Origin of the sequence: Bradyrhizobium sp. USDA 223 (genome assembly GCF_044909005.1) — a bacterium.
Classification (GTDB): domain Bacteria; phylum Pseudomonadota; class Alphaproteobacteria; order Rhizobiales; family Xanthobacteraceae; genus Bradyrhizobium; species Bradyrhizobium yuanmingense.
The window spans coordinates 6,790,859-6,811,759 of sequence record NZ_JBIYDR010000001.1; the positions used below are offsets into that span (position 1 = coordinate 6,790,859).

Consider the following 20,901-nt stretch of genomic DNA (forward strand, 5'->3'; position numbering starts at 1 on the left):
TGCAATGCAAAGTGACATCACGTCCCATAACGAGAAGCTTCATGTCGGCATCATCATGGACGGCAACGGCCGCTGGGCGACGCGGCGCGGCCTGTCGCGCGTGCGCGGTCACGAGGCCGGCGTCGAGACCATCCGCCGCATCGTCGAGGCCGCGCCCAAGCAGGGCATCGGCACGCTGACGCTTTACGCCTTCTCCACCGACAATTGGCGGCGGCCGAAGGCCGAGGTCGCGGCGCTGATGACCTTGCTGCGCTTCTACCTCGCGAACGAAGTGCAGAGCCTCGTCAAGAACGGCGTGCGCCTCTCCGTCATCGGCCGCCGCGATCGCCTGCCCGACGGCATCGCCGCCGCGATCGCGCGCGCCGAGGCGGCCACCGCCGATGGCCGCACGCTGCACGTGCGCATCGCCGTCGATTATTCCGCGCGCGATGCCATCCTCCATGCCGCGGCCAAGGCGGCCGCGCTGACCAGCCTGACGCGCGAAGCCTTCTCGCAGCTCGTGACGGGCGAGGCTGGCCTTCGCGACGTCGACCTCATCATCCGCACCTCCGGCGAGAAGCGGCTGTCGGACTTCCTGCTGTGGGAAGGCGCCTATGCCGAGCTGTACTTCACCGAGCGGATGTGGCCCGAATTCGACGCGGGCGATCTTGCCGAGGCGCTCGCCGCCTTCCATTGCCGCGAGCGCCGCTTCGGCGGGCTGCAAGCCATTATGCCCGAAGAGGCACCCTCGCTCTCGCGGGTGTGACGCGCCTCGCGCACCAGCCGGCTCTCTGCCGATTGCCGCCTGGCTTGGATCGTGCTCTAGTCTTCCGGCGTTGTGTACGGGAGCGTTCGCACCATGCGCGCAGTCCTCGATTATTGCACCGGCGGAACGGAGCGGCAGCTTGCCGCCGGCACCATCATCGTCGCCGAGGGTGGCACCTCCGGCCATCTCTACGTGCTGATGCAAGGTAGGCTCGAGGTGCTCAAGGGCGAGATGGTGGTCGCCACCGTCACCGAGCCCGGCGCGGTGTTGGGTGAGATGTCCGTGCTGCTGGGCCAGCCGCACACCGCAACGGTACGGGCCTGCTCCGACGCCATCGTCTACGAATTCGAGGATGCCGCCGCGTTCCTCGAGAGGGAGCCGGGCGTGGCGCTGCTGATCGCAAAAATGCTGGCGCAGCGGCTCAACGTCGCCAACACCTACCTCGCCGATCTGAAGCGGCAATATGCCGGCCACGGCACGCATCTGGCAATGGTCGGCGAAGTGCTCCAGAGCATGATCAACCTACCGCCGGCTGAGGTTTCGCCAGGCTCGGATCGGCAATCCGATCCAAGAATGTGAGCCAGTCGGGCGGCGCCTCGATGGGGGTGGCGGGCCGCCGCAGCGGCGCCTTCAGGTCGATCCATTGCGCCTCGCCGGCCGCCAGCCAGAATGCCTTGTCGGCATCGAGATCGAGCACGATGCAGGTCGGGGGACGGCCAGGTTGCAGGCCCGTGTTGAAGACCCAGGTCTGGCCCAGCCGGTCGAACCACGATCCATTGCTGATGAAGGGCGATTGATGCACATGGCCCGAGATCACCATCGACGGCTGGTATTGCATGATCCACTGCACCAGCTCGACGTCGCCGAAGAAGCGCTTGCCGCCCCAGCTCGTCGGTGAATCCGCCGGCGGCGCATGATGCGCCCAGATCCAGCGCTGCGGCCTGATGGCTCCGGCATCGCGCAACTGCTCGATGAGGCGTTGCTTGACCTGGGGTCCGTCCCACCACGGGCACACCGTGAACAGGGTATCGCCGACCGTCAGGCCGTCGCCGTCGCAGGCGATGCCGAGCTCGCGCACCTCCGAGATCCAGCGCGAAATCTTCTCACCTTCGGCGTTGCGCTCGTCGAGATCGTGATTGCCGGAGCAGAGGATCACGCGGGTCGTCGCGGCCAGCAGCGCGAGATACTTCTTCACCACCACGATCTGGGCGCGGAAATCCACCATCGAGCCGATGTCGAGCGCGTCGCCGGCGAAGATCACGAGGTCGAATTGCGGCGCCGCGCTGACCAGCCAGTCGAGCTGCGGCAGAGAATAGTGCAGGTCGGCCACGACCAGGCAGCGCATGGAAAATCCGACGGCCAGAGAGCAAAATGTCAGGGAATTCCAAAAACGGCATAAAGCAAGAAGCAGACCAGCCCGGCCGCCCCTTTGCATCAATCCAATGAGCGACAGCATGCTGCGTCCCGTCGCAGAGCGCAAGGGGCGGCAATGCGGGGCTGGACCGGATCGCCGAATTCTGGTGTCGTGGCCTGCTCTCAACACCTGTGTTCACATGACCTCCTTCAAGACCATTCGCGCCCGCGCCGAGAAGCGCAAGGGCGGGCCCAAGGCGCTGGACAAGTTGATGCCGGCCAAGCCGGACCTCAAGCAGCTGGCCAAGCTCGGCGACGATCGTATCCTCGCCGAAATGACCAAGCGGGTGTTCTGCGCCGGCTTTGCCTGGAGCGTGATCGATTCCAAATGGGACGGCTTTGAGCAGGCCTTCCTGCATTTCCAGCCCGCCAAGCTCACCTTCCAGCCCGAAGACTATTGGGAGGGCCTATTGCGCGACGCGCGCATCGTGCGCAACGGTGCCAAGATCATGTCGGTGCGCGACAACGCCGCCTTCGTGCAGGAGATCGCGAAGGAGCACGGCAGCTTCGGCAAGTTTCTGGCGAAATGGCCGTCCTCCGACGAGATCGGCCTGCTCGACCTCCTCAACAAACGCGGCAGCCGGCTGGGCGGCAACACCGGCCAGATGCTGCTCCGCTTCGTCGGCTGGGACGGCTTCGTGACGTCGAAGGACGTCGTGGCCTGCCTGCGCGCTGCCGGTCTCGACATCGCCGAGGAGGTCAAGTCGAAGGGCGATCTCGCCAAGGTGCAGGCGCAGTTCAACGCCTGGGCCGAGGAGACCGGCCTGCCGTACACATATCTGTCACGCATCTGCGCGCTGTCGGTCGGCGAGAACAGCAGCGAGTAGCGCGTCGATCGACAGATCGTGTGCATCCTGTGGCGATCTTGTGCTGCGAACGCGGCCGATGAAACCCGCGATCACGAAATACATTTCGCAGGAACATTTATCCGCAGCACCTGTTCGGGACTCTGAGCCAGGCGCATAAGGGCGCAGGGAATGCTCGCTCCCGCCTGGCTCGATGAAACCGGATACAACAACGGAGCAGTCCATGAAGCTCACATCTGAACAGGTGAAGCAGACCGTCAACCAGCTCGGCGCTCAGGTGCTGCCCGACGAACATCCGGCGATGCCGCAGCTCAACAGCATGTTCGGCGAGCACACCTTCTTCGTCGACGAGATGGGCCTCAAGGTGCTCGAGCCGACGGGGTCGCTCGGCAGCGACCGCCAGAGTGGCGAGGTCGTCAGCCTCGCCGATTGGGGCGATTCCGACCTGACGCGCCTGATGGCGCATGAGCCCGAACCGACCGGCGTGATCGTGGTGTTCGAGCATGTGAGGCATTGAGCAGCCCGACGGGACGTTTTGGAGACACGTGCGCCACGGCACTCCCGTGGCGCGCGGCTTTGGCGTGACTGGTGACGTGGTGATCAGCTCCACCGTCTTGCGAACGATCTGGTGCCGATCGCATTATCTGCCGCGAATGCTCTGTGCGTAGCGCCACATTTCTCCGCGACAGGCCGGAAACAGCGCAACGATCGTGAGCGAAACCGCATATGAAAGGCAGAAGCAGGCTGCCAATTCCGGGATCCCTCCGATCGAACGCGCTAGCCAGCGATGCAGCAGAGACACCGTCACCACGGAAGCGAGCGCTCCGGCGAGATGAGGCCCGACCACTTTCATGAGGTCTCGATGATGCACCGGGCCGCGTCGCCCAATCAGCCACCACAGGATGGGCGTGCGCACGCACTCGCTGATGGAATATGCGCTGGCGACGCCGACTGGTCCGAACGGCAGCCCGCATATGAAGGCGAGAATCGATGTTGAGACATTGAACAGGCCCCATCGCATGTATTCCTTGGCGCGGCCCTGGCTGAGGAAAAGCCAGTTGGCGGGGCTGTTGCTGGTCTGCAGCAGACCGGCGATGCTGAGGGCGACGAAGATCGGCGCAGCCTCGCTCCATTGGTCGCCGAGCAGGGTTTCGACCAGCGTATCGGCGGTCGCGATCATGAAGCCGACGCCAGGCAACACGAGCAGGAGCGCCGGCAGCACCGCGCGACGGAACGAATCCCGATAGCGCTCCGGCTCCTTCAGCAGGCCCGACAGCGTCGGCAGCATGATTCGCACCATCGGATTGCTGACTTGCTGAAGCGGAAACAGCAGCAACCGGTAGGCGCGGTTATACGCGCCAAGCGAGGCAGCCCCCCAGACCTTGCCGATCAACACCCCGTCGGTATTGCGGGACAGGAATTCGGCAAGATTGTAGCCGGTCACGCCGAGCCCGAAGTTCAGCATGTCGCGTGCAGCCTTGATCGAGCCGGGCCTCGACGGCAACCATCCCGAACTCAGCCACGCGCCGCTCGCGAGCACCAGACCTGATGTCAGGCTGCCGGCGAGAATGGCCCAATAGCTGTGATAGACGTACGCGACCGCGGCAGAGGTCAGTAATCCAGTCAGTGCGGCCGCGGACTCCAGGCCTGCCAGCGTCCAGAATCTCATCTGTCGCGTCAGCAACGACAAATGCTGGACGTCAGCGCCGCTGAGCAGCAACGTGACGCTCATACCAGATGTCAGTGGGGCGAGATTTGGCGCGCTGTAGAACCTGGCGACGAGCGGCGATAGCGCCACCTGTGTGGCCGCCAGTAGCGCGCCGACCGAGAGGTTCACCCAGAACAGCGCACTCAGCTCGTTGTGCGTCAACTCGTCCTTCTGCACGGTCGCGTGTCCAAGACCGAGATCCTGGAACAGCACCGCGAAGGCGAGCACCGGCGAAGCCATTGCATAAGTACCAAAGTCGACTGGCGTCAGTAGGCGCGAGAGCAGGATCACAGATCCGGTCTGCGTCGCTACACGCACGACCTGAGTGACGATCGCAGCGAGCGCACCTTTCCGTACGTTCCGGGACTGCTCGTCCTCGGACAAGCGCATGTTGAGTTGAGTCACGATCAGCTCCTCGAGCGGCGAACAACGAAAATTTCAAGCGCAGTTCGAAAGCAAGACGGTGAATCAAACGACAGTTTATCTTTTCGATTTCATGCGATTGGCGCTTCATTCATGTGCGATCAACCGGACGCCCTCATGCGCGGATCACCGCACGAGAGGGACATCGAGGCTATCGCGCGTGAGCAGCGTCGCGAAACGCCGACGACTATCCGTCAGTACGTGTCAATTGAATGGCGCGACCAAACTGCGTTCGCAAAAAACTTTACGTCGATCGCGCTCGAACGAACAGCCAATGGAGTGCATCTTGCTCAGAGCAGCGCGTCGAAACCGAAAAAGAGGCTGGTCTGTCAGCTTCACGTCAGGCAGTGCCTCGAAGATCGACACAGAACCGCTCGCAATAGTGTCAAACCTCTAGTCTTCGCGGTTCTCGTGCAACGTGTTCTTCAATGGGAATTTCGATGACGATCTGAGTTCCCGGACTCGCCTTGCTCTCGAGCAGCAAGCGCCCGTTGAGCGATGAGATGACGAGATTGAACGCGATGTGCAGTCCCAGACCGGCATTGCCTTTCTCGCGGCTTGTCGTGACGAATGGATCGAAGATGTGCGCCTGCAGGTGGTCAGGGATTCCGACGCCTTCATCAGCGCAGACAAGGCGGACTAATGTCGGATTCGGTTGGCTGACCGTGATCACGAACCGGCCGCCTCTCTTGTCAGGATACGCATGCGCTGCAGTGTTGAGGGCGAGATTGCTGATCACCTGAGCAAGCGCTCCGGGATAGCTGTTGAGCTTGATTCCCGCCGGGCAGTGTACCTCCACGGTCAGGGCATGATGCGACAGCAATGGCCCGAGCCGGGACATCAACTCCGATAGCCAATCCCTGAGCTCGAAACTGCGCCGGTCCTCATCGGCTTGATGGACCGCGACCTGCCTGAAGCTGTGCACCATTTCGGATGCTCGGTGCAGATTTTCGAAGGTCAGGTTGAGCCCCTGCTTGAGCCGGTCAATGCCCTTGGTTAGATCGGACCGCCGGACCGATGCTCCGCCCAATGCATCACTCATCGTTTGCAGGTCATCCTGCATGGCCGTCGAGGTCGTCAAGGCGAGGCCGAGCGGGGTGCTGACCTCGTGAGCGACACCTGCCACCAATTGCCCGAGCGAGGCGAGCTTTTCCGCCTGCACGAGATGCTCCTGGGTCGCGCGCAGATCGCGCAACGATTTCTCGGAGCGTTCCTTTTCGCGTTGAAGCGCCTCGGATGTCCGGAACTGCTTTCGCGCCCGGTACTCGCGCGCAGCCACCGCGTAGAGCGACAATGCGTAGGCGTTGCCGACGAGAGAGTGGTTGATGAAGCTCAGGCCGGTCGGCATTGTCGACGCGAATGTCTCGGCGACCAGCAACGCCACCCACGACAGCAGGCAGAAGATCGCCAGCGAGCCGATCCGCAAGGGCAGCATGGTCGAGACGAACAGTATGATCATCATCATGCCGGGCGCGGCAAAGGTGAAGCCCGAGGGAAGCACGAGATAGATGCTCGGCAGAATGCAGCCGGGGATGACGCAATAGATGAGAAAGATCGTCTCCGCCCATGGCTTCATCCGGCGCCGCGACAGCAGCGCCGTCAGCGGGAGCAGGATGAACACGGCGGTTCCACCGCGGATTGCGAGCGTGGTCGGCACGACTTCGGGGTAGAGCACCCAATCCCAGAGCGTGTAGCTGGCATAGGTGGCGGCGCCGAGCAGCATCGCGATCTGCGTCCATCCGAGACTGCCCCGGACATATTGGTCGACAAACCGGCGTTCCTCGATGCGGTCTTCGAAGCGCAGTCCGAGGCGTATCAATAAGGCAAGCATCCAAACTCAATCGCGAAAAGTCATGTCTGGTGTATCTACGACAGGTTTGGCGCCGCGTCGCGGATAAAGATGCCGCGTTCACCGAAGGGGCCTCAAGCCGCGTTCAGATGCCCAGCGTCAGCTGCGGCTCCGACTCGCCGGCGGCGTGGAGCGACGACAGCGAGACCCCCAGCAGCCTGACGCGCTTGGGCAGCGGCATCTCGGCTTCGAGCAGGCCGCAGGCCAGCCGCTCCAGATCGTCGCGCCCGGCAACGGCCGCCGCGACGGATCGGCTGCGCGTGATGATCTCGAAATCGGCGAACTTGATCTTCAGGGTGACGGTGCGGCCGCGATTGCCCGTCGCCTCGCAATGCCGCCAGACCTTGTCGACGAGCGGCCTTAGCTCGGCGGCAAGCGCGTCGAACGCATCGAGGTCGGTCGAGAACGTGTTCTCCGCGCCGACCGATTTGCGGATCCGGTTGGCGCGGACCGGCCGCTCGTCGACACCGCGTGATATCCAATAATAATACGCGCCCGACTTGCCGAAATTCGCGTTCATGAACTCCAGCGATTGGTTGCGGATGTCCCGGCCGGTGAACAGGCCGAGCGCGTTCATCTTCGCCGCCGTCGCCGGACCGATGCCGTGGAATTTGCCGACCGGCAGCGGCTCGACGAAGGCCGGCCCCATCTCCGGCGAGATCACGAACTGGCCGTTGGGCTTGCGATGATCGGACGCGAGCTTGGCCAGAAACTTGTTGTAGGAGATACCCGCCGACGCGGTGAGGCCGGTCTTGGCCTTGATCTTCGCGCGGATCTCGAGCGCGATGTCCCGCGCCAGCGGGATGCCTTGCAGGCTCTCCGTCACGTCGAGATAGGCTTCGTCCAGCGACAGCGGCTCGATGACGGGCGTGTGCTCGGCAAAGATGTCGCGGATTTGCCTGGAGATCGCCTTGTAGACCTCGAAGCGCGGCCTGACGAAGATCAGGTCGGGACATTGCCGCTTCGCCGTCACCGACGGCATGGCCGAGCGAACGCCGAACTTGCGGGCCTCGTAGCTCGCGGCAGCAACGACGCCGCGTTCCGCGGAGCCGCCGACCGCGACCGGCTTGCCGCGCAGCTCCGGATTGTCGCGCTGCTCCACCGATGCATAGAACGCATCCATGTCGATATGGATGATCTTGCGCACGGGCGAGGGCTCGCCGGTCGTCGGGTCGGATTCGCTCATCGCAAGATGATACAATCGCGCGGGGAGATGCGCGAGCCGAGGATGCTTCCGTCGATCAGGCGGTTGAATTTGAGCTGCACTATCGCGGCAGGGCAAAGCCATCTCAGGCTTGCGACGACAGCCGCTCGTCAGTTCCGTTCAGTCGAGATAGTTTCGTCTCGGCCGCGATCGCTTGGGAGAGGCGGAGGCTCTTACTTGCCACGGATGAACTCGAGGAGCTGGCTTGAGGCTCCGTCGCCAACGCGCTGCGCACCTGCGACCGTGAGGTGATTGACGTCCCAATAGAGCCAGAGGCCGTCCATGGCGGTCGGACACTCGGCTTCTCCGCACAAATAACGTTCTGGATAGAGCAGAAATATCTGGTTCGGGTAGCGGCTCCGGATCTCCTCGAGCATGGCATGGAATTCGCGATTGTCGGCCTGCACGCGATCGAGGGGCACGGCAGGACAGGGCTTGGTTGGTGCGTGCCAGAGGGGTCCCGGTGCGAAGCGGGACATCGGGCTGCGGCAGCCCGGCTCGACTCCGGGCGCTATGATCAGGATGCGCCGTCCGCTGCCGCCGAGCTCATTTATCGTGTTCTCGATGCCGGCCCGCCAGACTTGCAGGGCCGGTGCATCGACCTCCGGCGTGAGCTCGTTGCGGAGCGCATTGCCGTAAGTCATCCAGGATTGGCTGAGCACGATTGGAGCCTGGTTCTGCCTGATCGCGGCGAGGTAGGTATCGCGCTGGCGTTTGCAGTCCTGCGAGCCGTCGAACGCTGTTCGCACCAGCCCGACGAGCAACGGACAACCTTCGGCCGTATAGGCCTCTCCCCGGACGGCGGCGCGCTTTGCCGCCGGGTCCAGCGCTGCGACATAATGCTCGGCGAAGGAGTCGCCGAACACTTGCACGCCAACGGGGTCGCTCAATGAACCGAAGGCACATTTCGATTGTGCGCTCTTGGCGCACGGCCAGAAGCCGAATCGCTGCAGATCGGCGACCTCGCGGGCCTGTGCCGGGAGCCGCCATGGCCAGCCATCTTGACGGTTGGCCACAAATGCAACAACCGCGAGCGCGACGATCGTCGCAGCGGCGGGGCCGGCGACTCGCAACAGTGACGAGCGACCCGCGCGATACGGCTGTTCGATCAGCCGATACATCAGCGCAGCCAGCGCCATCGCGAGGGCGACGATCAGCACTTTAACCGCAACCGACTTGGCGTCGTCGCCCATGATGTAGTTTGCGTAGACGATCAGGGGCCAGTGCACGAGGTAGAGCGAGTAGGACACCAGCCCGATCCCCGTACTCAGCGGATTGGTCAGGACAGGCGAAAGGACGTGACGCTCGCCCGCCAAGATCACGCAGGCTGCACCCAGGCATGGGATGAGGGCCGTCGCGCCAGGGAAGGAGGTCGCATTGTCAAAGCTGACGACCGCGTAAGCGATCAAGGCGAATCCGGCGGCAGCCAACAGCGAGCGCGCTCCGGCCGAGAAGGTCAGCCTCTGCTCCGCAAAGACGACCAGGGCTCCGATCGCAAATTCGAAGGCGCGACAGGTCGGCAGGTAGAAAGCACCCGAGCTGTCGGTTGCGAGTGTCGCTTGCGCGACGCCAAGCGAAAGGATTGCAATGCCAAGAATGAGCAAAGGTAGTGCGCGACCGAGTTGTCTGCGTCCCAGCAGAATGAAGACGGGCCAAAACAGATAGAATTGCTCCTCGACAGCCAGCGACCAGAAGTGAAGTACGGGGCTGGGATCGGTCGAGCTGGCAAAATATGCGTGGCTGCCGCGCCAGAAGTAGAAATTCGAGACCGATACCAGCGTAGCCACGACGTCTTGAGTCAGGCCCTTGAATAGCTCCGGGGAGAACCAGAGGCCGCCGACGGCCAAAATGCCGATGATGGTGACGATTGCTGCGGGAAAGAGGCGCCGGATGCGGCGCTCGTAAAATCGGGGAATCGAAAATTCGCCGCGGTCAGCCTCGCTGAGAATGATCCGAGAGATCAGATAGCCGGACACGACGAAAAACAGGTCGACCCCCACAAAGCCGCCGCCGAACGGCGGAACGTCCAGGTGATAGAAGAATACGCTCAAGACGGCGATCGCCCGGAGCCCGTCAATGTCGTGTCGATGGGATAGCTTTGTAACCAAGTGCTGGATCCACTGGCGGCGGTTCGTCCGACTACGGATACACGCGCGCCGCTTGCCTTTAGCGCGCCTGCATGCGTTCCTCAACTGCGGAACGGGCTGAGTTCTCCCCCAATCGGGCTCGCCCCGGTCAAGCCGTTCTCCGTCAAAGCCGGCAACCCATCCGGCGCTGCTGCGAAAAGACGCAGGACTTTGCCATGGCGCGCAGCGCATCGCTTCTCGTCGCTCGCAGCCGCAACGACGCTGCGTTCCGCGGAGCCGCCGACCGCAGCCGGCTGGCCGCGCAGCTCCCGATTGTCGCGCTGCTCCACCGATGCATAGAACGCATCCATGTCGATATGGATGATCTTCACGGCCGCGGCTGCGCCAGGCATCGTGTCGGATTTGCTCATGGCTAGATGATACAATCCGGTGATGAGAAGCGAGGTGATGGATGTTTCAGTTGTTGATCTTCGTCGCGGGCGTGGTCGGCACGGGCTGGCTGATCGGCGCGACCAATCCGCCCGGCGCGTGGTATGCGAGCCTTGCCAAGCCCGGCTTTGTCCCACCGAACTGGGCGTTCCCGATTGCGTGGACGATCCTTTACGTCCTGATCGCTGTTGCGGGATGGCGAACCTTTCGCCGTGAGCCCAGGGGCAAGGCGATGCTGGCCTGGGCGGCGCAAATGGCGCTGAATTTCATCTGGTCTCCCGTCATGTTCACGATGCACCAGATCGGCGCCGCGCTGGTCATCCTCATCGGCCTGTTCGTCGCGATCGTAACTTACATTGCCATTGAGATGTCACGCGACAGGCTGGCCGCCGCCTTGTTCATGCCCTACGCCGCCTGGGTCGCGTTCGCCGGCGTGCTCAATGCGGCGATCTGGCGATTGAATTGAGGCGTTCACTTGAGAGTTCTTCAAAGAAGAATCTCAGGCTTGTGAGTGGCAAGCATGGCCGCGAAACCTAATATGTGCCCGCGGAGGACAAGCCAATGCAATACAGCTCCGAGCTCATTCACACGATGCGTCAAGCGCTGGAGACCGTGATGGCGAGCGTACCCGCCCATCAATCGGTGTTCGGCCTGAAAGCTGCCGTCGCCGAATGCATCCTGAACGCCGCCGCACACGGCCAGACCTCATATGACGGGCTGGTGACGTCCGCCTCCGACCAGATCCAGGCGATCGTCGCGATGCTGACGTGAGGGCGAGGCAGGTGGTACTTGGCCAGGTGATACTTGGCCAGGTGATACTTGTCCGTGATGCTTGGCAACCTCTGCCTGTCTGAGCGCGTCACGGCGCTGACGTAAGCTGGTCTGCAACATGCTGGCAACTATGCCCGCCGCCGCGCCGACACCCGCTAGGCACGCGGTGATAACTTGCTGCGTCGTCCGATCGGTCGGCGGCTTCTCCAGCATCTCCATGACCTGAGCGAGCGAAATCGGTCACGCGAAGTGGACGGTGCAGCCTGCAATGGCAACGCAGCAGGAAGCGCAGCGGCGAAGGTGACGAGGCGACCGCGAATTTGGTCGGAAGACGGGACATGAGCTATGAATGCGTGCAATACACGGGTCAGGCTTGGCGCAGGAGTCTCTACAACGGGTCCATCGGCGACGAGCGTGCACGTTGTCGATCCGAAGCTTCGAAAACGTACAGCGAATATCAAAAAGGGCAGATACCAATCGCGAAACGTGAGTCAGCCGATGGAAAACCAGCAGGCCTTGCGGCGTCCTGCGAACAACTCGTTGTCGAAGAAAAGGCGGCCGGCCGAAATCCGGTTCGAATAGCGTTCGCAGCTGTCACTCTCATAGGTAGGCTCAGGGCATTCGCCGATCCCGCGTCCGCTTCGCCGACTGCAAAAGGAGCGTTATCTATGAGCACCGCGAGCGACGCCCGTTTCTGGGACAGGTCGTCACGGAAATATGCCAAGAGTGCGGTCGCGGATCCGGCTGGATATGAGCGCACGCTCGATCGGACCAGTGCCTTGCTAAAGCCGGGCGACCGGGTGCTTGAGCTGGGCTGCGGAACCGGGACGACGGCGCTGAGGCTCGCAGCCGATGTGCAAAGCTATCTTGCGACGGACTTTTCCGCCGAGATGATCGAGATCGCCAGGGAGAAGCACGGCGCCTCCTCCATCCCGGGGCTTGCCTTCCAGACCGGGACGGTGGAGACGCTCGCCCCTGAGGCCGGGCCGTTCGATGCGGTCCTGGGCTTCAACTATCTCCACCTGGTCCGCGACCTGCCCGGCACCTTGCGGCGCATCAATGCGCTGCTCGCACCGGAGGGCCTGTTCATTTCGAAGACGCCGTGCCTCGGGGACATGAACCCGCTCATCCGGCTAGCGTTGCTGCCTGCAATGCGCGCGATCGGCATGGCGCCTTATGCCGGTGCTTTCCGGGCATCGGAGCTGGGCGAACTGATGGAGGCCGCGGGCTTCGAGATTCTAGCCACGGAAAACCACGCGACCAAAGGCAACGAGGCCCGGCCATATATCGCGGCGCGCAAGCGCCAAGGCAGGATGCGATGAAGCTGCCGAGCGGCCAGTCTGTCGACGCTGCGATCCACGCAGTGCCGCTCGACCACTGGCGCACCCGACACGATTCGAACGTGTGACCTTTGCCTTCGGAGGGCAACGCTCTATCCAGCTGAGCTACGGGTGCAGAGAGGCCTGATGTAGCCGATTGGCGCGGGGCGGGCAACCGCTTCTCGCAGGATCAAGCTCAAGCCGTTTTGCGCCTGACCAGGGCCGGAACCGCCTCTCCGTCGCGGGTGGCGATTTCGGCAAGCACCCGGTCGGCGCAGATGACGCGGTTGCGGCCGAGGCGTTTGGCGACATAGAGCGCCTCGTCGGCCGCGCCGAGCAGCCGGTCGGGGCCGCCGTCGGCACCGCCGGGAATATGGCTTGCGACGCCGACGCTGAGGGTAACGTGGTCGCCGGCGCCGATCGCGCCATGGGCGATCGCCAAGGCCATCACGGCGCAGCGGATCGCCTCGGCCACCATGCAGGCGCTGTCGCAATCCATGTCGGGGAGGATCAGCGCAAACTCCTCGCCGCCATAGCGGCTGGCGAGGTCGAGCGGGCGCACCGCGTGCCGGTTGACGACGGAAGCGACCGCGCGCAGGCACTCGTCGCCGCTCTGGTGGCCGTGCTGGTCGTTGAACAGCTTGAAATGGTCGACGTCGACGAACAGCAGGGCCAGCGGCTTCTGCGTGCGCTGGGCGCGGGCCCATTCGCCGAGCAGCATCTGGTCGAAGGCGCGGCGGTTCGCGAGGCCAGTGAGCCCGTCCTTGGTGGCGAGCTCCTTCAGCGCCATCTCGGCGCGCTTCTGGTCGGTGAGGTCGCGCAGAGTCTCCACCACCGCGATCAGGTTGCCGGCCTCGTCGTGGATCGGGCCGGCGTCGATGGCGAGATAGAGCTGGCTGCCGAGTTTGGGCATCACGCACCAGTTCTCCGCGGAGAAGCCGAGCCCGTTGTGGCCGCGCGCGGCATATTCCGAATAATACTCCGGCAACTGCTCGGGCCGGTCGAGCGCGACGAGGTCGGCAAGGCAGGGGCGCTTCGTCTCGTAGAACGCCTGCCAGTGCTTGCTGGTGCCGATCACTTCGGCGGCCCCGACGCCGGTCAGCCGCTCGCAGGCTCTGTTCCAGATCACGACGCGGCGCTTCGGGTCGATCACGAACGTCGGCACCACAAGGTGCTGCATTAGCCGCACGGCGTAGGAATCGGCGACATCGAGAATCTTGCGCGACTTCGGCATCAGGCCACCGCAGCCACGGGTAAGGCCCCGGGCGAGCCATCGCCGGCGCCGAACAGCTTGCGTACCTCGCTGGCCGGCTTCGGTGCACTGAACAGATAGCCCTGCATCTGCGTGCAGCCGAGCGCGCGCAGCATGTCGCGCTGCGCCTCAGTCTCGACGCCCTCGGCGACCGTGGTCATGCTGCTGGCGGCCGCGATGTTCACCACCGCCTGCACGATGACGGGCGAGCCGGTGGCCTCGGCGATGTCGACGACGAAGCAGCGATCGATCTTGATCTTGTCGAACGGGAAGCGCTTCAGGTAGCTCAGCGAGGAATAGCCGGTGCCGAAATCGTCGAGCGCGATGCGCACGCCGATCGACCGCAGCTGGTGCAGGATCGAGAGCGCCGCCTCGTCGTCGCGGATCAGCACGGCCTCGGTGATCTCAAGCTCGAGCCGGCGCGGGTCGAGGCCGGAGGCGGCGAGCGCGCCCGCGATCCGCAGCGCCAGCGTGTCGCATTTGAGCTGCACGGGCGAGACGTTGACCGCGACGCGCACATGCGCCGGCCAGGTCGCGGCCTCGTTGCAGGCCATGCGCAGCACCCAGTCGCCGAGCTCGTTGATCAGGCCGGTGTCCTCGGCGACCGGAATGAACTCGGCCGGCGACACCATGCCGCGCTCGGGATGGCGCCAGCGCAGCAGCGCCTCGCAGCCGGACACTTCGTTGGTGCGCAGGTCGACCAGGGGCTGATAGTGGATCTCGAAGCCGCCGTTCACCAGCGCCTGGCGCAAATCCTGTTCCATGCTGAGGCGCGCCTTGGCGCTCGCGTCCATCGCCGGCTCGAAGAAGCGGTGGGTGCGGCGGCCTTCGGCCTTGGCGCCGTACATCGCGAGGTCGGCGTTCTTGATGAGTTGATCGAGGTCCGAGCCGTCCTGCGGCGCCAGCGCAATGCCGATGCTGGCATCGGTCGAGAGCTGGTGGCCGAGGCAATGATAGGGCTGGCGGATCGCCTGGTAGATCTTCGTCACGAAGGACAGCACGTCCGCGGGGGACTGGATCCCGGTCTGGATCACCGCGAACTCGTCGCCGCCGAGCCGCGCGATCAGGTCGCCCTGCGTCAGGCAACCGCGCAGCCGGGCCGCGATCGCCTTCAACAGCTCGTCGCCGACATGGTGGCCGAGCGAATCGTTGATGCCCTTGAATTCGTCGACGTCGATGTAGAGCAGCGCGAATTGGCAGCCGTCCGCGACATGCGCAAGCTGGCGTTCGATCTGCTCGCGGAACAGCGTGCGGTTCGGCAGGTCGGTCAGCGCATCGTAATGCGCCATATGCGCGATCTTCTCGTCGGCACGCCGACGCTCGGTGACGTCGTCGATGACGTGAATGAGGTAGCGCGGTTCGCCGGCTTCATCGCGGAGGCCGATCCGGGTCGAGGTAATGTAGCGCAGGCCCATGCCGGGCATCTGCCAGGCGTGCTCGTCCTTGAACAATCCGTTGGCCGATGCCAGCGCCCTGCTGTCGTCCTCGGTGATGTGGGCAGCGGCCGCCTCGGGGAAGATGTCGAAGGCGGTCTTGCCGACGACGTCCTGGCGGGAGTGACCGAACAGCTGTTCGGCGACGACGTTGAGCAAGAGATATTGCCGGGTCCGGGCATCCTTCACGGTGATCTGCGAGGGGATATGGTCGATGATCTCGCGCAGGAAGGTGTAGTTGCGGTCGCGCTCCTGTTCGAGCTTGCGGCGCTCGGTGATCTCTTCGATGGTGGCGACCCATCCGCCCTGTGCGAGCGGCGTGTTGATGACCTGAAAGGCGCGGCCATTGGCCAGTTGATGGGTCAGCGTCGCGACTGTGCCCTCGGCGGCGACCCGCATGACCTCGGCGCAGAAGGCCTCGACGTCGCCGTCGAAGGCGCCGCGCTCCTTGCGATGATACATCGCCTCACGGATGTGACAGCCGGGCTTGATGACGTCGTGCGACAGGCCGAACATGTCGGCGTAGCGGCGGTTGCAGGTGACGATGGTGCCGCACGCGTCGTACAGGACCAGCCCCTGCGACATGTTGTTGAGGGCAGTATCGAGCCGCAGCCGCTCCGCCTCGATCCGCTGCTGGGCCTCGCGGTTCTGCTGGTTGATCTGGCGAATGATCAGATAGAGGATCAGCGCGATTACGCCGGCCGAGAAGCCTGCCGTTGTCACCAAGAAGCCGGTTTGCTGCCGCCAGTCCGCAAGTGCCGCTGCCGTGGTACTGGTGGCGATGATGACCAGCGGGAAATGCGTCAGCGACGCAGCCGAGCCGAGCCGCTCCTCACCGGTGACGGGGCTCCTGCCGCGGAGCGTCTGCTGACCGCCTTCGGCCAGCGCTTTCTGCATCAGCGGCCCGTCCTTGAAGTTCCGCCCGATCAGCTCCTCGGCGTGCGGATAGCGCGCCAGCATCTTGCCCTCGCGATCGAGCAGCGAGATGGCCGTGCCGTCGGCGAGCGCGACCGACGCGAAATATTGCTGGTAGCTGTTTGGGTCGATCCGCCGCACCATGGCGCCGAGGAATGTGCCGTCCGCGCCGCGCAGCCGGCGTGCGACGACCGTGGTCCATTTGCCGATGATGAGGCTGCGGACCGATTCCAGGATGACCGGCTCGGCCGCCGGGTTGAACTTGAACGACTGGAAATAGGCGCGCGCGGAGATGTTGATCTTGGGCAGCGGCTGGGCCCGCGACCAGTTGATCAGATCGCCCTCGGCATCGTAGATCGCGATGTCGCCGAGATACGACACGGAGCTGATCTTGCCGCGCAGCATCTGGTTTGCCGCAGGCCCGGACATGCGCTCGCGGAACGTCGCAGGCGAGGTGATCTCAGGCAGGTTCATCTGCCCGATCAGGTCGGCGGCAACGACCTCGGAATCCTCGAATTGCTGATCGAAATGCCGCGCGATCAGCTTCACCGTGTTTTCAAGCTCGCGTTCGCGGTTGGCGAGGGTCCGCTCGCGAAACTCGCCGATGGCAACGGCCGTGGCGATGAAGATGCCGGCCACCAGAAACACGCCGCACAGGGTCAGCCACAGGACAGGACCACGGCGCGCCAAGGCCTCCCAGCCGTTTCTCGCGGCTCGAGACATTCCGGCTGCTACGCTGGCAAAGACCTGGCGCATTCCCCCTCGCTGGAGGATCACGAATACACCGCACAAATGGCGCAAACCTTAGGAAAGCCAGTTACCTAAGCATTAATCCGGCTGGTGTGATCGCATCAATCGTAGCGCTACGCGCATCGCACGCGACGGTTGTGTTCGCGCGCCGCAATCGCGGCGCCGCATGGTAAATCATCGGCTAATGCGAGGGGCCGGCAGACTTCTTGCCGCCGCCATGGCGCAGCCGTCCGACCACGCCGGTCGGGAAGAAATAGACGCTGGCGATGAACAGCAGCCCGAGCCACAGCAGCCAGCGGTCGGGATGCAGCAGCCCCGGCAGCAGCGGCAGCCCGGCTTCGCCCGCCGCCTTGGAGGCGACGCCCATCAGCGATTGCAGATAGTTCTGGGCGAGGATGAAGATGGTGGCGCCGATGATCGCGCCGTAGATCGTGCCCATGCCGCCGATCACCACCATCAGCAGGATGTCGAGCATGATGGAGAAGCTCAGCGAGGTGTCGGGACCGGCATAGCGCAGCCACAGCGCGTTCAGGATGCCGGCGCTGGCCGCGACGAGGGCGGCGAGGCAGTTGGCGTAGGTCAGGTGGAACACAGTGCGGAAGCCGAGCGCCTCGGCGCGGAAACGATTTTCGCGGATCGCCTGCAGCACGCGCCCGAACGGCGAGTTCACCACGCGCAGCAGCGCGAGGATCATCAGGCCCGAGATCGCGAACACCAGGTAGAAGGTCAGGATGCGGCCGTTGATCTCGAAGCCGAACAGGTTCTTGGAGATCAGCACCGTGCCGGGGCGCAGCAGCTCCGGTAGCTGGAAACTGCGCCCGTCCTCACCGCCGGTCAGCCAGGACAGCTGCGAGGCCAGCACCTGGAAGGCCGAGGCGACCGCGAGCGTGATCATGGCGAAGAAGATCGCCGCGACCCGCAGCGAGAACAGCCCGATGGCGAGCGCAAGCAGGGCTGCGAGCGGCAGGCCGGCGACGATGCCGGTGGCGACTGCGGCCCAGTTCGGACCCATGCCGTACAGCGCGATGGCGATCGCGTAGCTGCCGATGCCGTAGAACATGGTGTGGGCGAACGACACCGAGCCGGTATAGCCGAGCAACAGATCGTAGGAGGCGACTAGCGCTGCGAACACGCAGATCTTGGCCGCGACGTTCAGCGCCTTGGCGCCCGGGAACAGGAACGGCGTTGCCGCCAGCGCCAGGATGATGACGACGAGAACGAGCGTCAGGACGCGGCTGCGCGGCGGATCGCCTGAGAGGATCATCATCGGCTGGTCACCGCATAGAGGCCGCGCGGCCGCCACATCAGAATGGCGACCATCAGCAGGATGTTGGAGACGAGGGCGAGCTTCGGCACCAGGAAGCCGCCGTAATTGGCGACCATGGCGACCAGAATGGCGCCGATGAAGCAGCCGCCGATCGATCCTAGCCCGCCGATGATGACGACGATGAAGATCAGGACGGTGAGGTCGTCACTCATGGAGGCGTGCACCTGCTCGCGATAGAGCGCCCACATCACGCCGCCGAGTCCGGCCAGCGCCGATCCGGTCATGAACACGCCGAGGAACAGGCGGCGGATGCGGTAGCCGAGCGCCTCCACCATCTCGCGGTTCTCGACGCCGGCACGGATCAGGAGGCCGAGCTTGGTGCGGTTGAGCACGAGCTGGATCGCGATGAAGACGGAAAGCCCGATCAGCATCGCCAGCACGCGGTACTTGGCGATCGCGACGTCGCCGATGATGAAGGAGCCGCGCAGCGAGGCTGGCAGCGGCATCGGGATGATCTGCGGTCCCCACAGCGCATAGAGCGTCTGTTCCGCAACAATGAGGCCGCCGGTCGTCATCAGGATCTGCTTCAGGTGCTGGCCGTAGACGGGGAGGATCAGCACGCGCTCGACGACGAGGCCGAGCGCGCCGGAGACCGCCATCGAGAGCAGCGCAGCCGGGGCCAGCACCGCGAGGTTCGTTAGAAGCGAGTCGGCCTGGATGGACGCCGCGAACGGCGCCAGCACCAGGGTCGCGACATAGGCGCCGACGGCGATGAAGGCGCCGTGGCCGAAATTGAGCACGTCCATCAGGCCGAACACCAGCGTTAGCCCTGAGGCCATGATGAAGATCATCATGCCCATGGCGAGGCTCGCGACGGTCAGGGTCAGCCAGGACGAGGTCGATCCGATCAGCGGGATCATCAGCAGCGCGAGCGCGAGCGGCAGCAGGATCGGCGCGAGATCGCGCTTCGGCTTCGGCAGCGGATCGGTTGCGGCAAGGTCTGTCACTGATGCGCCTCCAGGCTCAGGCCGAGCAGCCGCTCCTGCAGCGGCACGTCGGCGGCGAGTGCCGCCATCTCGCCGCGATGAACGATGGTGCCGTTGTCCATCACCAGCACGTTGTCCCCGAGCTCGCGGGCGGCAAAGAAATTCTGCTCGACCATCAGGATCGTCGCGCCCTTTCGCTTGATCTCCTTCAGGCACTCGATCAGCGCCATCACGATGGCGGGCGCGAGGCCCTTGGTCGGCTCGTCGATCAGGAGCAGCTTGCGCGGCTCGACGATCGCGCGGGCGATGGACAACATTTGTTTCTGCCCGCCCGACAGGCTTCCCGCGCGCGACAGCCAGAAGCGGCGCAGCGCCGGGAAGAAGCCGAAGATCCAATCCAGCTGCTTGTCGTCGAGCGGCGCGTCGCGCGCCGCCAGCACCAGGTTCTCCTTCACGGTGAGATCGGAGAACACTGCCATGCTCTCCGGCACGTAGCCGACGCCGAGCCGCGCGATGTCGGGCGTAGCAAGGCTCTCGATGCGCTGGCCTGCCAGGGTGATCTCGCCTTTCGAGGCCTGCCACAGGCCCATGATGGTGCGCAGCGTCGTGGTCTTGCCGGCGCCGTTGCGGCCGAGCAGCATCGTGACCTGTCCTTCCGGCACCGTGAGATCGATGCCCTGGAGGATGTGATAGCGCCCGATATGGGTGTGCACGCCGGAAAGCTTGAGGAGATCGCTCATGCTGCGCTCCCTGCAGCGTTCTTGGGCGCGATGCCGAGATAGGCTTCCTGCACGATCGGTGAGGCGATCACCTCGGCGGGTGCGCCGTCCGCCACCAGCTGCCCGTTATGCAGCACGATGATGCGGTCGGCGAGCGAGCGCACCACGTCCATCTTGTGCTCGACCAGGAGGATGATCTTGCTCCTGTCCTGCTTGAGCTGCGCGATCAGGTTCAGGACGATCGGCACCTCGTCGATGCTCATGCCGGCGGTCGGTTCGTCGAACATGAAGACTTTCGGCTCCAGCGCGATCATCAGCGCCACCTCGAGCTTGCGCTGGTCGCCATGCGACAGCGCGGTCGCAGTGACGCCGCGGCGATTGCCGAGCGCGACCTGGTCGAGAATGGCGTCGGCGCGCGCGATCAGGTCGCGGCGCACCGTCCAGGGCCGCAGCATGTCGTAGTGCGTGCCCGCCGCCGCCTGCACCGCGAGGCGGACATTCTCTTCCACTGAGAGGTTCGGGAAGAGATTGGTGAGCTGGAAAGCGCGTCCGAGACCCGCACGGGTGCGCATCGGTGCCGAATGCTCAGTGATGTCGGCGCCGTCGAACAGAATACTGCCGCCGGATGCCCGCAGCTGGCCCGAGATCAGATTGAAATAGGTGGTCTTGCCGGCGCCGTTCGGCCCGACGATGGCGGTGAGCTCGCCCGGGCGAAACGTGCAGGAGACATTGTTGACCGCGACATGGCCGCCGAAGCGGATGGTGAGGTCGCGGGTTTCGAGGGTGAGCGGCATGGGTGTCTGGCAAAGGATGAAACGAGATAGA

General features: G+C 64.2%; 18 protein-coding genes, 1 tRNA gene and 1 pseudogene. 7 read left to right on the forward strand and 13 right to left on the reverse strand.

Annotated features, from left to right (window positions below; all coding sequences use genetic code 11):
* The first annotated feature begins 4 nt into the window (after positions 1-4).
* The gene (locus ABIA40_RS31655) at positions 5-745 is read left to right on the forward strand and encodes a di-trans,poly-cis-decaprenylcistransferase (protein WP_271541626.1); all 741 of its coding nucleotides are present in this window, start codon (positions 5-7) and stop codon (positions 743-745) included.
* 93 nt (positions 746-838) lie between these two features.
* Complete coding sequence (locus ABIA40_RS31660; protein ID WP_036002505.1) at positions 839-1,324, forward strand: Crp/Fnr family transcriptional regulator; 486 nt, start codon at positions 839-841, stop codon at positions 1,322-1,324.
* Here ABIA40_RS31660 and ABIA40_RS31665 read toward each other — a convergent pair.
* Positions 1,263-2,090 carry a metallophosphoesterase gene (locus tag ABIA40_RS31665; protein ID WP_404545173.1) on the reverse strand — a complete coding sequence of 276 codons (828 nt, stop codon included), beginning with the start codon at positions 2,088-2,090 and terminating at the stop codon, positions 1,263-1,265. The genes ABIA40_RS31660 and ABIA40_RS31665 overlap by 62 nt on opposite strands.
* A gap of 208 nt (positions 2,091-2,298) precedes the next feature.
* On the opposite strand from ABIA40_RS31665, the gene ABIA40_RS31670 reads away from it, so the two are divergent.
* Entirely contained in the window at positions 2,299-2,985 is a 687-nt protein-coding gene (locus ABIA40_RS31670; RefSeq protein WP_157284851.1) for a DNA-3-methyladenine glycosylase I, read from the forward strand.
* Positions 2,986-3,187: 202 nt separating this feature from the next.
* A complete protein-coding gene (locus tag ABIA40_RS31675; protein ID WP_036024052.1) occupies positions 3,188-3,481 on the forward strand; it encodes a hypothetical protein in 294 nt (97 codons plus the stop codon).
* Positions 3,482-3,604: 123 nt separating this feature from the next.
* Here ABIA40_RS31675 and ABIA40_RS31680 read toward each other — a convergent pair whose 3' ends face one another.
* The 5 genes and pseudogenes from ABIA40_RS31680 to ABIA40_RS31700 form a co-directional block, all read right to left on the reverse strand.
* Positions 3,605-5,062, reverse strand: a complete 1,458-nt coding sequence (locus ABIA40_RS31680) for a lipopolysaccharide biosynthesis protein (RefSeq protein WP_404546405.1) — start codon at positions 5,060-5,062, stop codon at positions 3,605-3,607.
* A gap of 418 nt (positions 5,063-5,480) precedes the next feature.
* Positions 5,481-6,926, reverse strand: coding sequence for a sensor histidine kinase (locus ABIA40_RS31685; protein WP_271541634.1), 1,446 nt, complete (start codon positions 6,924-6,926; stop codon positions 5,481-5,483).
* A 103-nt stretch (positions 6,927-7,029) separates the two neighbouring features.
* Positions 7,030-8,130 (reverse strand): DNA polymerase IV, encoded by a 1,101-nt coding sequence (gene dinB, locus ABIA40_RS31690; protein WP_271541636.1) that lies wholly within the window; start codon positions 8,128-8,130, stop codon positions 7,030-7,032.
* A gap of 191 nt (positions 8,131-8,321) precedes the next feature.
* On the reverse strand, positions 8,322-10,466 hold the full coding sequence (locus tag ABIA40_RS31695; RefSeq protein WP_404545176.1) for an acyltransferase family protein: 2,145 nt from the start codon (positions 10,464-10,466) through the stop codon (positions 8,322-8,324).
* Positions 10,466-10,645, reverse strand: a pseudogene (locus tag ABIA40_RS31700) (DNA polymerase IV); the annotation flags it as partial. The gene ABIA40_RS31695 and the pseudogene ABIA40_RS31700, both read right to left, overlap by 1 nt.
* Before the next feature lie 41 nt (positions 10,646-10,686).
* On the opposite strand from ABIA40_RS31700, the gene ABIA40_RS31705 reads away from it, so the two are divergent.
* From ABIA40_RS31705 to ABIA40_RS31715, 3 genes are all read left to right on the forward strand, one after another.
* The gene (locus tag ABIA40_RS31705) at positions 10,687-11,130 is read left to right on the forward strand and encodes a TspO/MBR family protein (RefSeq protein ID WP_271541640.1); all 444 of its coding nucleotides are present in this window, start codon (positions 10,687-10,689) and stop codon (positions 11,128-11,130) included.
* A gap of 95 nt (positions 11,131-11,225) precedes the next feature.
* Complete coding sequence (locus ABIA40_RS31710) at positions 11,226-11,435, forward strand: hypothetical protein (RefSeq protein ID WP_157284847.1); 210 nt, start codon at positions 11,226-11,228, stop codon at positions 11,433-11,435.
* A 668-nt stretch (positions 11,436-12,103) separates the two neighbouring features.
* Entirely contained in the window at positions 12,104-12,757 is a 654-nt protein-coding gene (locus ABIA40_RS31715) for a bifunctional 2-polyprenyl-6-hydroxyphenol methylase/3-demethylubiquinol 3-O-methyltransferase UbiG (RefSeq protein WP_271541645.1), read from the forward strand.
* Positions 12,758-12,813: 56 nt separating this feature from the next.
* On the opposite strand, the gene ABIA40_RS31720 is transcribed toward ABIA40_RS31715, so the two are convergent.
* From ABIA40_RS31720 to ABIA40_RS31750, 7 genes are all read right to left on the reverse strand, one after another.
* Positions 12,814-12,890: transfer RNA gene (locus tag ABIA40_RS31720), tRNA-Arg, on the reverse strand.
* A gap of 60 nt (positions 12,891-12,950) precedes the next feature.
* The gene (locus ABIA40_RS31725; RefSeq protein WP_271541647.1) at positions 12,951-13,988 is read right to left on the reverse strand and encodes a diguanylate cyclase; all 1,038 of its coding nucleotides are present in this window, start codon (positions 13,986-13,988) and stop codon (positions 12,951-12,953) included.
* Positions 13,988-17,110 carry an EAL domain-containing protein gene (locus tag ABIA40_RS31730; protein ID WP_271541649.1) on the reverse strand — a complete coding sequence of 1,041 codons (3,123 nt, stop codon included), beginning with the start codon at positions 17,108-17,110 and terminating at the stop codon, positions 13,988-13,990. Before ABIA40_RS31730 ends, ABIA40_RS31725 begins: the two co-directional genes overlap by 1 nt.
* Positions 17,111-17,285: 175 nt before the next feature.
* Positions 17,286-18,371 carry a branched-chain amino acid ABC transporter permease gene (locus ABIA40_RS31735; RefSeq protein ID WP_157285318.1) on the reverse strand — a complete coding sequence of 362 codons (1,086 nt, stop codon included), beginning with the start codon at positions 18,369-18,371 and terminating at the stop codon, positions 17,286-17,288.
* Positions 18,368-19,378: a branched-chain amino acid ABC transporter permease gene (locus tag ABIA40_RS31740; RefSeq protein ID WP_271541651.1), complete on the reverse strand. Its 1,011-nt coding sequence runs from the start codon at positions 19,376-19,378 to the stop codon at positions 18,368-18,370. The genes ABIA40_RS31735 and ABIA40_RS31740 overlap by 4 nt, the downstream gene beginning before the upstream one ends.
* Positions 19,375-20,097: an ABC transporter ATP-binding protein gene (locus tag ABIA40_RS31745; RefSeq protein ID WP_109142068.1), complete on the reverse strand. Its 723-nt coding sequence runs from the start codon at positions 20,095-20,097 to the stop codon at positions 19,375-19,377. The genes ABIA40_RS31740 and ABIA40_RS31745 overlap by 4 nt, the downstream gene beginning before the upstream one ends.
* On the reverse strand, positions 20,094-20,870 hold the full coding sequence (locus ABIA40_RS31750; RefSeq protein ID WP_271541653.1) for an ABC transporter ATP-binding protein: 777 nt from the start codon (positions 20,868-20,870) through the stop codon (positions 20,094-20,096). Before ABIA40_RS31750 ends, ABIA40_RS31745 begins: the two co-directional genes overlap by 4 nt.
* Positions 20,871-20,901: the final 31 nt, after the last annotated feature.

Bases quoted from the DNA above. Each gene is read 5' to 3' on its own strand.
- ABIA40_RS31660 (WP_036002505.1), top strand. From the start codon at position 839: ATGCGCGCAGTCCTCGATTATTGCACCGGCGGAACGGAGCGGCAGCTT.
- ABIA40_RS31745 (WP_109142068.1), bottom strand. From the start codon at position 20,097: ATGAGCGATCTCCTCAAGCTTTCCGGCGTGCACACCCATATCGGGCGC.
- ABIA40_RS31695 (WP_404545176.1), bottom strand. From the start codon at position 10,466: ATGCGCTGCGCGCCATGGCAAAGTCCTGCGTCTTTTCGCAGCAGCGCC.
- ABIA40_RS31680 (WP_404546405.1), bottom strand. From the start codon at position 5,062: ATGCGCTTGTCCGAGGACGAGCAGTCCCGGAACGTACGGAAAGGTGCG.
- ABIA40_RS31665 (WP_404545173.1), bottom strand. From the start codon at position 2,090: ATGCGCTGCCTGGTCGTGGCCGACCTGCACTATTCTCTGCCGCAGCTC.
- ABIA40_RS31730 (WP_271541649.1), bottom strand. From the start codon at position 17,110: ATGCGCCAGGTCTTTGCCAGCGTAGCAGCCGGAATGTCTCGAGCCGCG.
- ABIA40_RS31735 (WP_157285318.1), bottom strand. From the start codon at position 18,371: ATGATGATCCTCTCAGGCGATCCGCCGCGCAGCCGCGTCCTGACGCTC.
- ABIA40_RS31725 (WP_271541647.1), bottom strand. From the start codon at position 13,988: ATGCCGAAGTCGCGCAAGATTCTCGATGTCGCCGATTCCTACGCCGTG.
- dinB (WP_271541636.1), bottom strand. From the start codon at position 8,130: ATGAGCGAATCCGACCCGACGACCGGCGAGCCCTCGCCCGTGCGCAAG.
- ABIA40_RS31655 (WP_271541626.1), top strand. From the start codon at position 5: ATGCAAAGTGACATCACGTCCCATAACGAGAAGCTTCATGTCGGCATC.
- ABIA40_RS31685 (WP_271541634.1), bottom strand. From the start codon at position 6,926: ATGCTTGCCTTATTGATACGCCTCGGACTGCGCTTCGAAGACCGCATC.
- ABIA40_RS31705 (WP_271541640.1), top strand. From the start codon at position 10,687: ATGTTTCAGTTGTTGATCTTCGTCGCGGGCGTGGTCGGCACGGGCTGG.
- ABIA40_RS31715 (WP_271541645.1), top strand. From the start codon at position 12,104: ATGAGCACCGCGAGCGACGCCCGTTTCTGGGACAGGTCGTCACGGAAA.
- ABIA40_RS31710 (WP_157284847.1), top strand. From the start codon at position 11,226: ATGCAATACAGCTCCGAGCTCATTCACACGATGCGTCAAGCGCTGGAG.
- ABIA40_RS31670 (WP_157284851.1), top strand. From the start codon at position 2,299: ATGACCTCCTTCAAGACCATTCGCGCCCGCGCCGAGAAGCGCAAGGGC.
- ABIA40_RS31750 (WP_271541653.1), bottom strand. From the start codon at position 20,870: ATGCCGCTCACCCTCGAAACCCGCGACCTCACCATCCGCTTCGGCGGC.
- ABIA40_RS31675 (WP_036024052.1), top strand. From the start codon at position 3,188: ATGAAGCTCACATCTGAACAGGTGAAGCAGACCGTCAACCAGCTCGGC.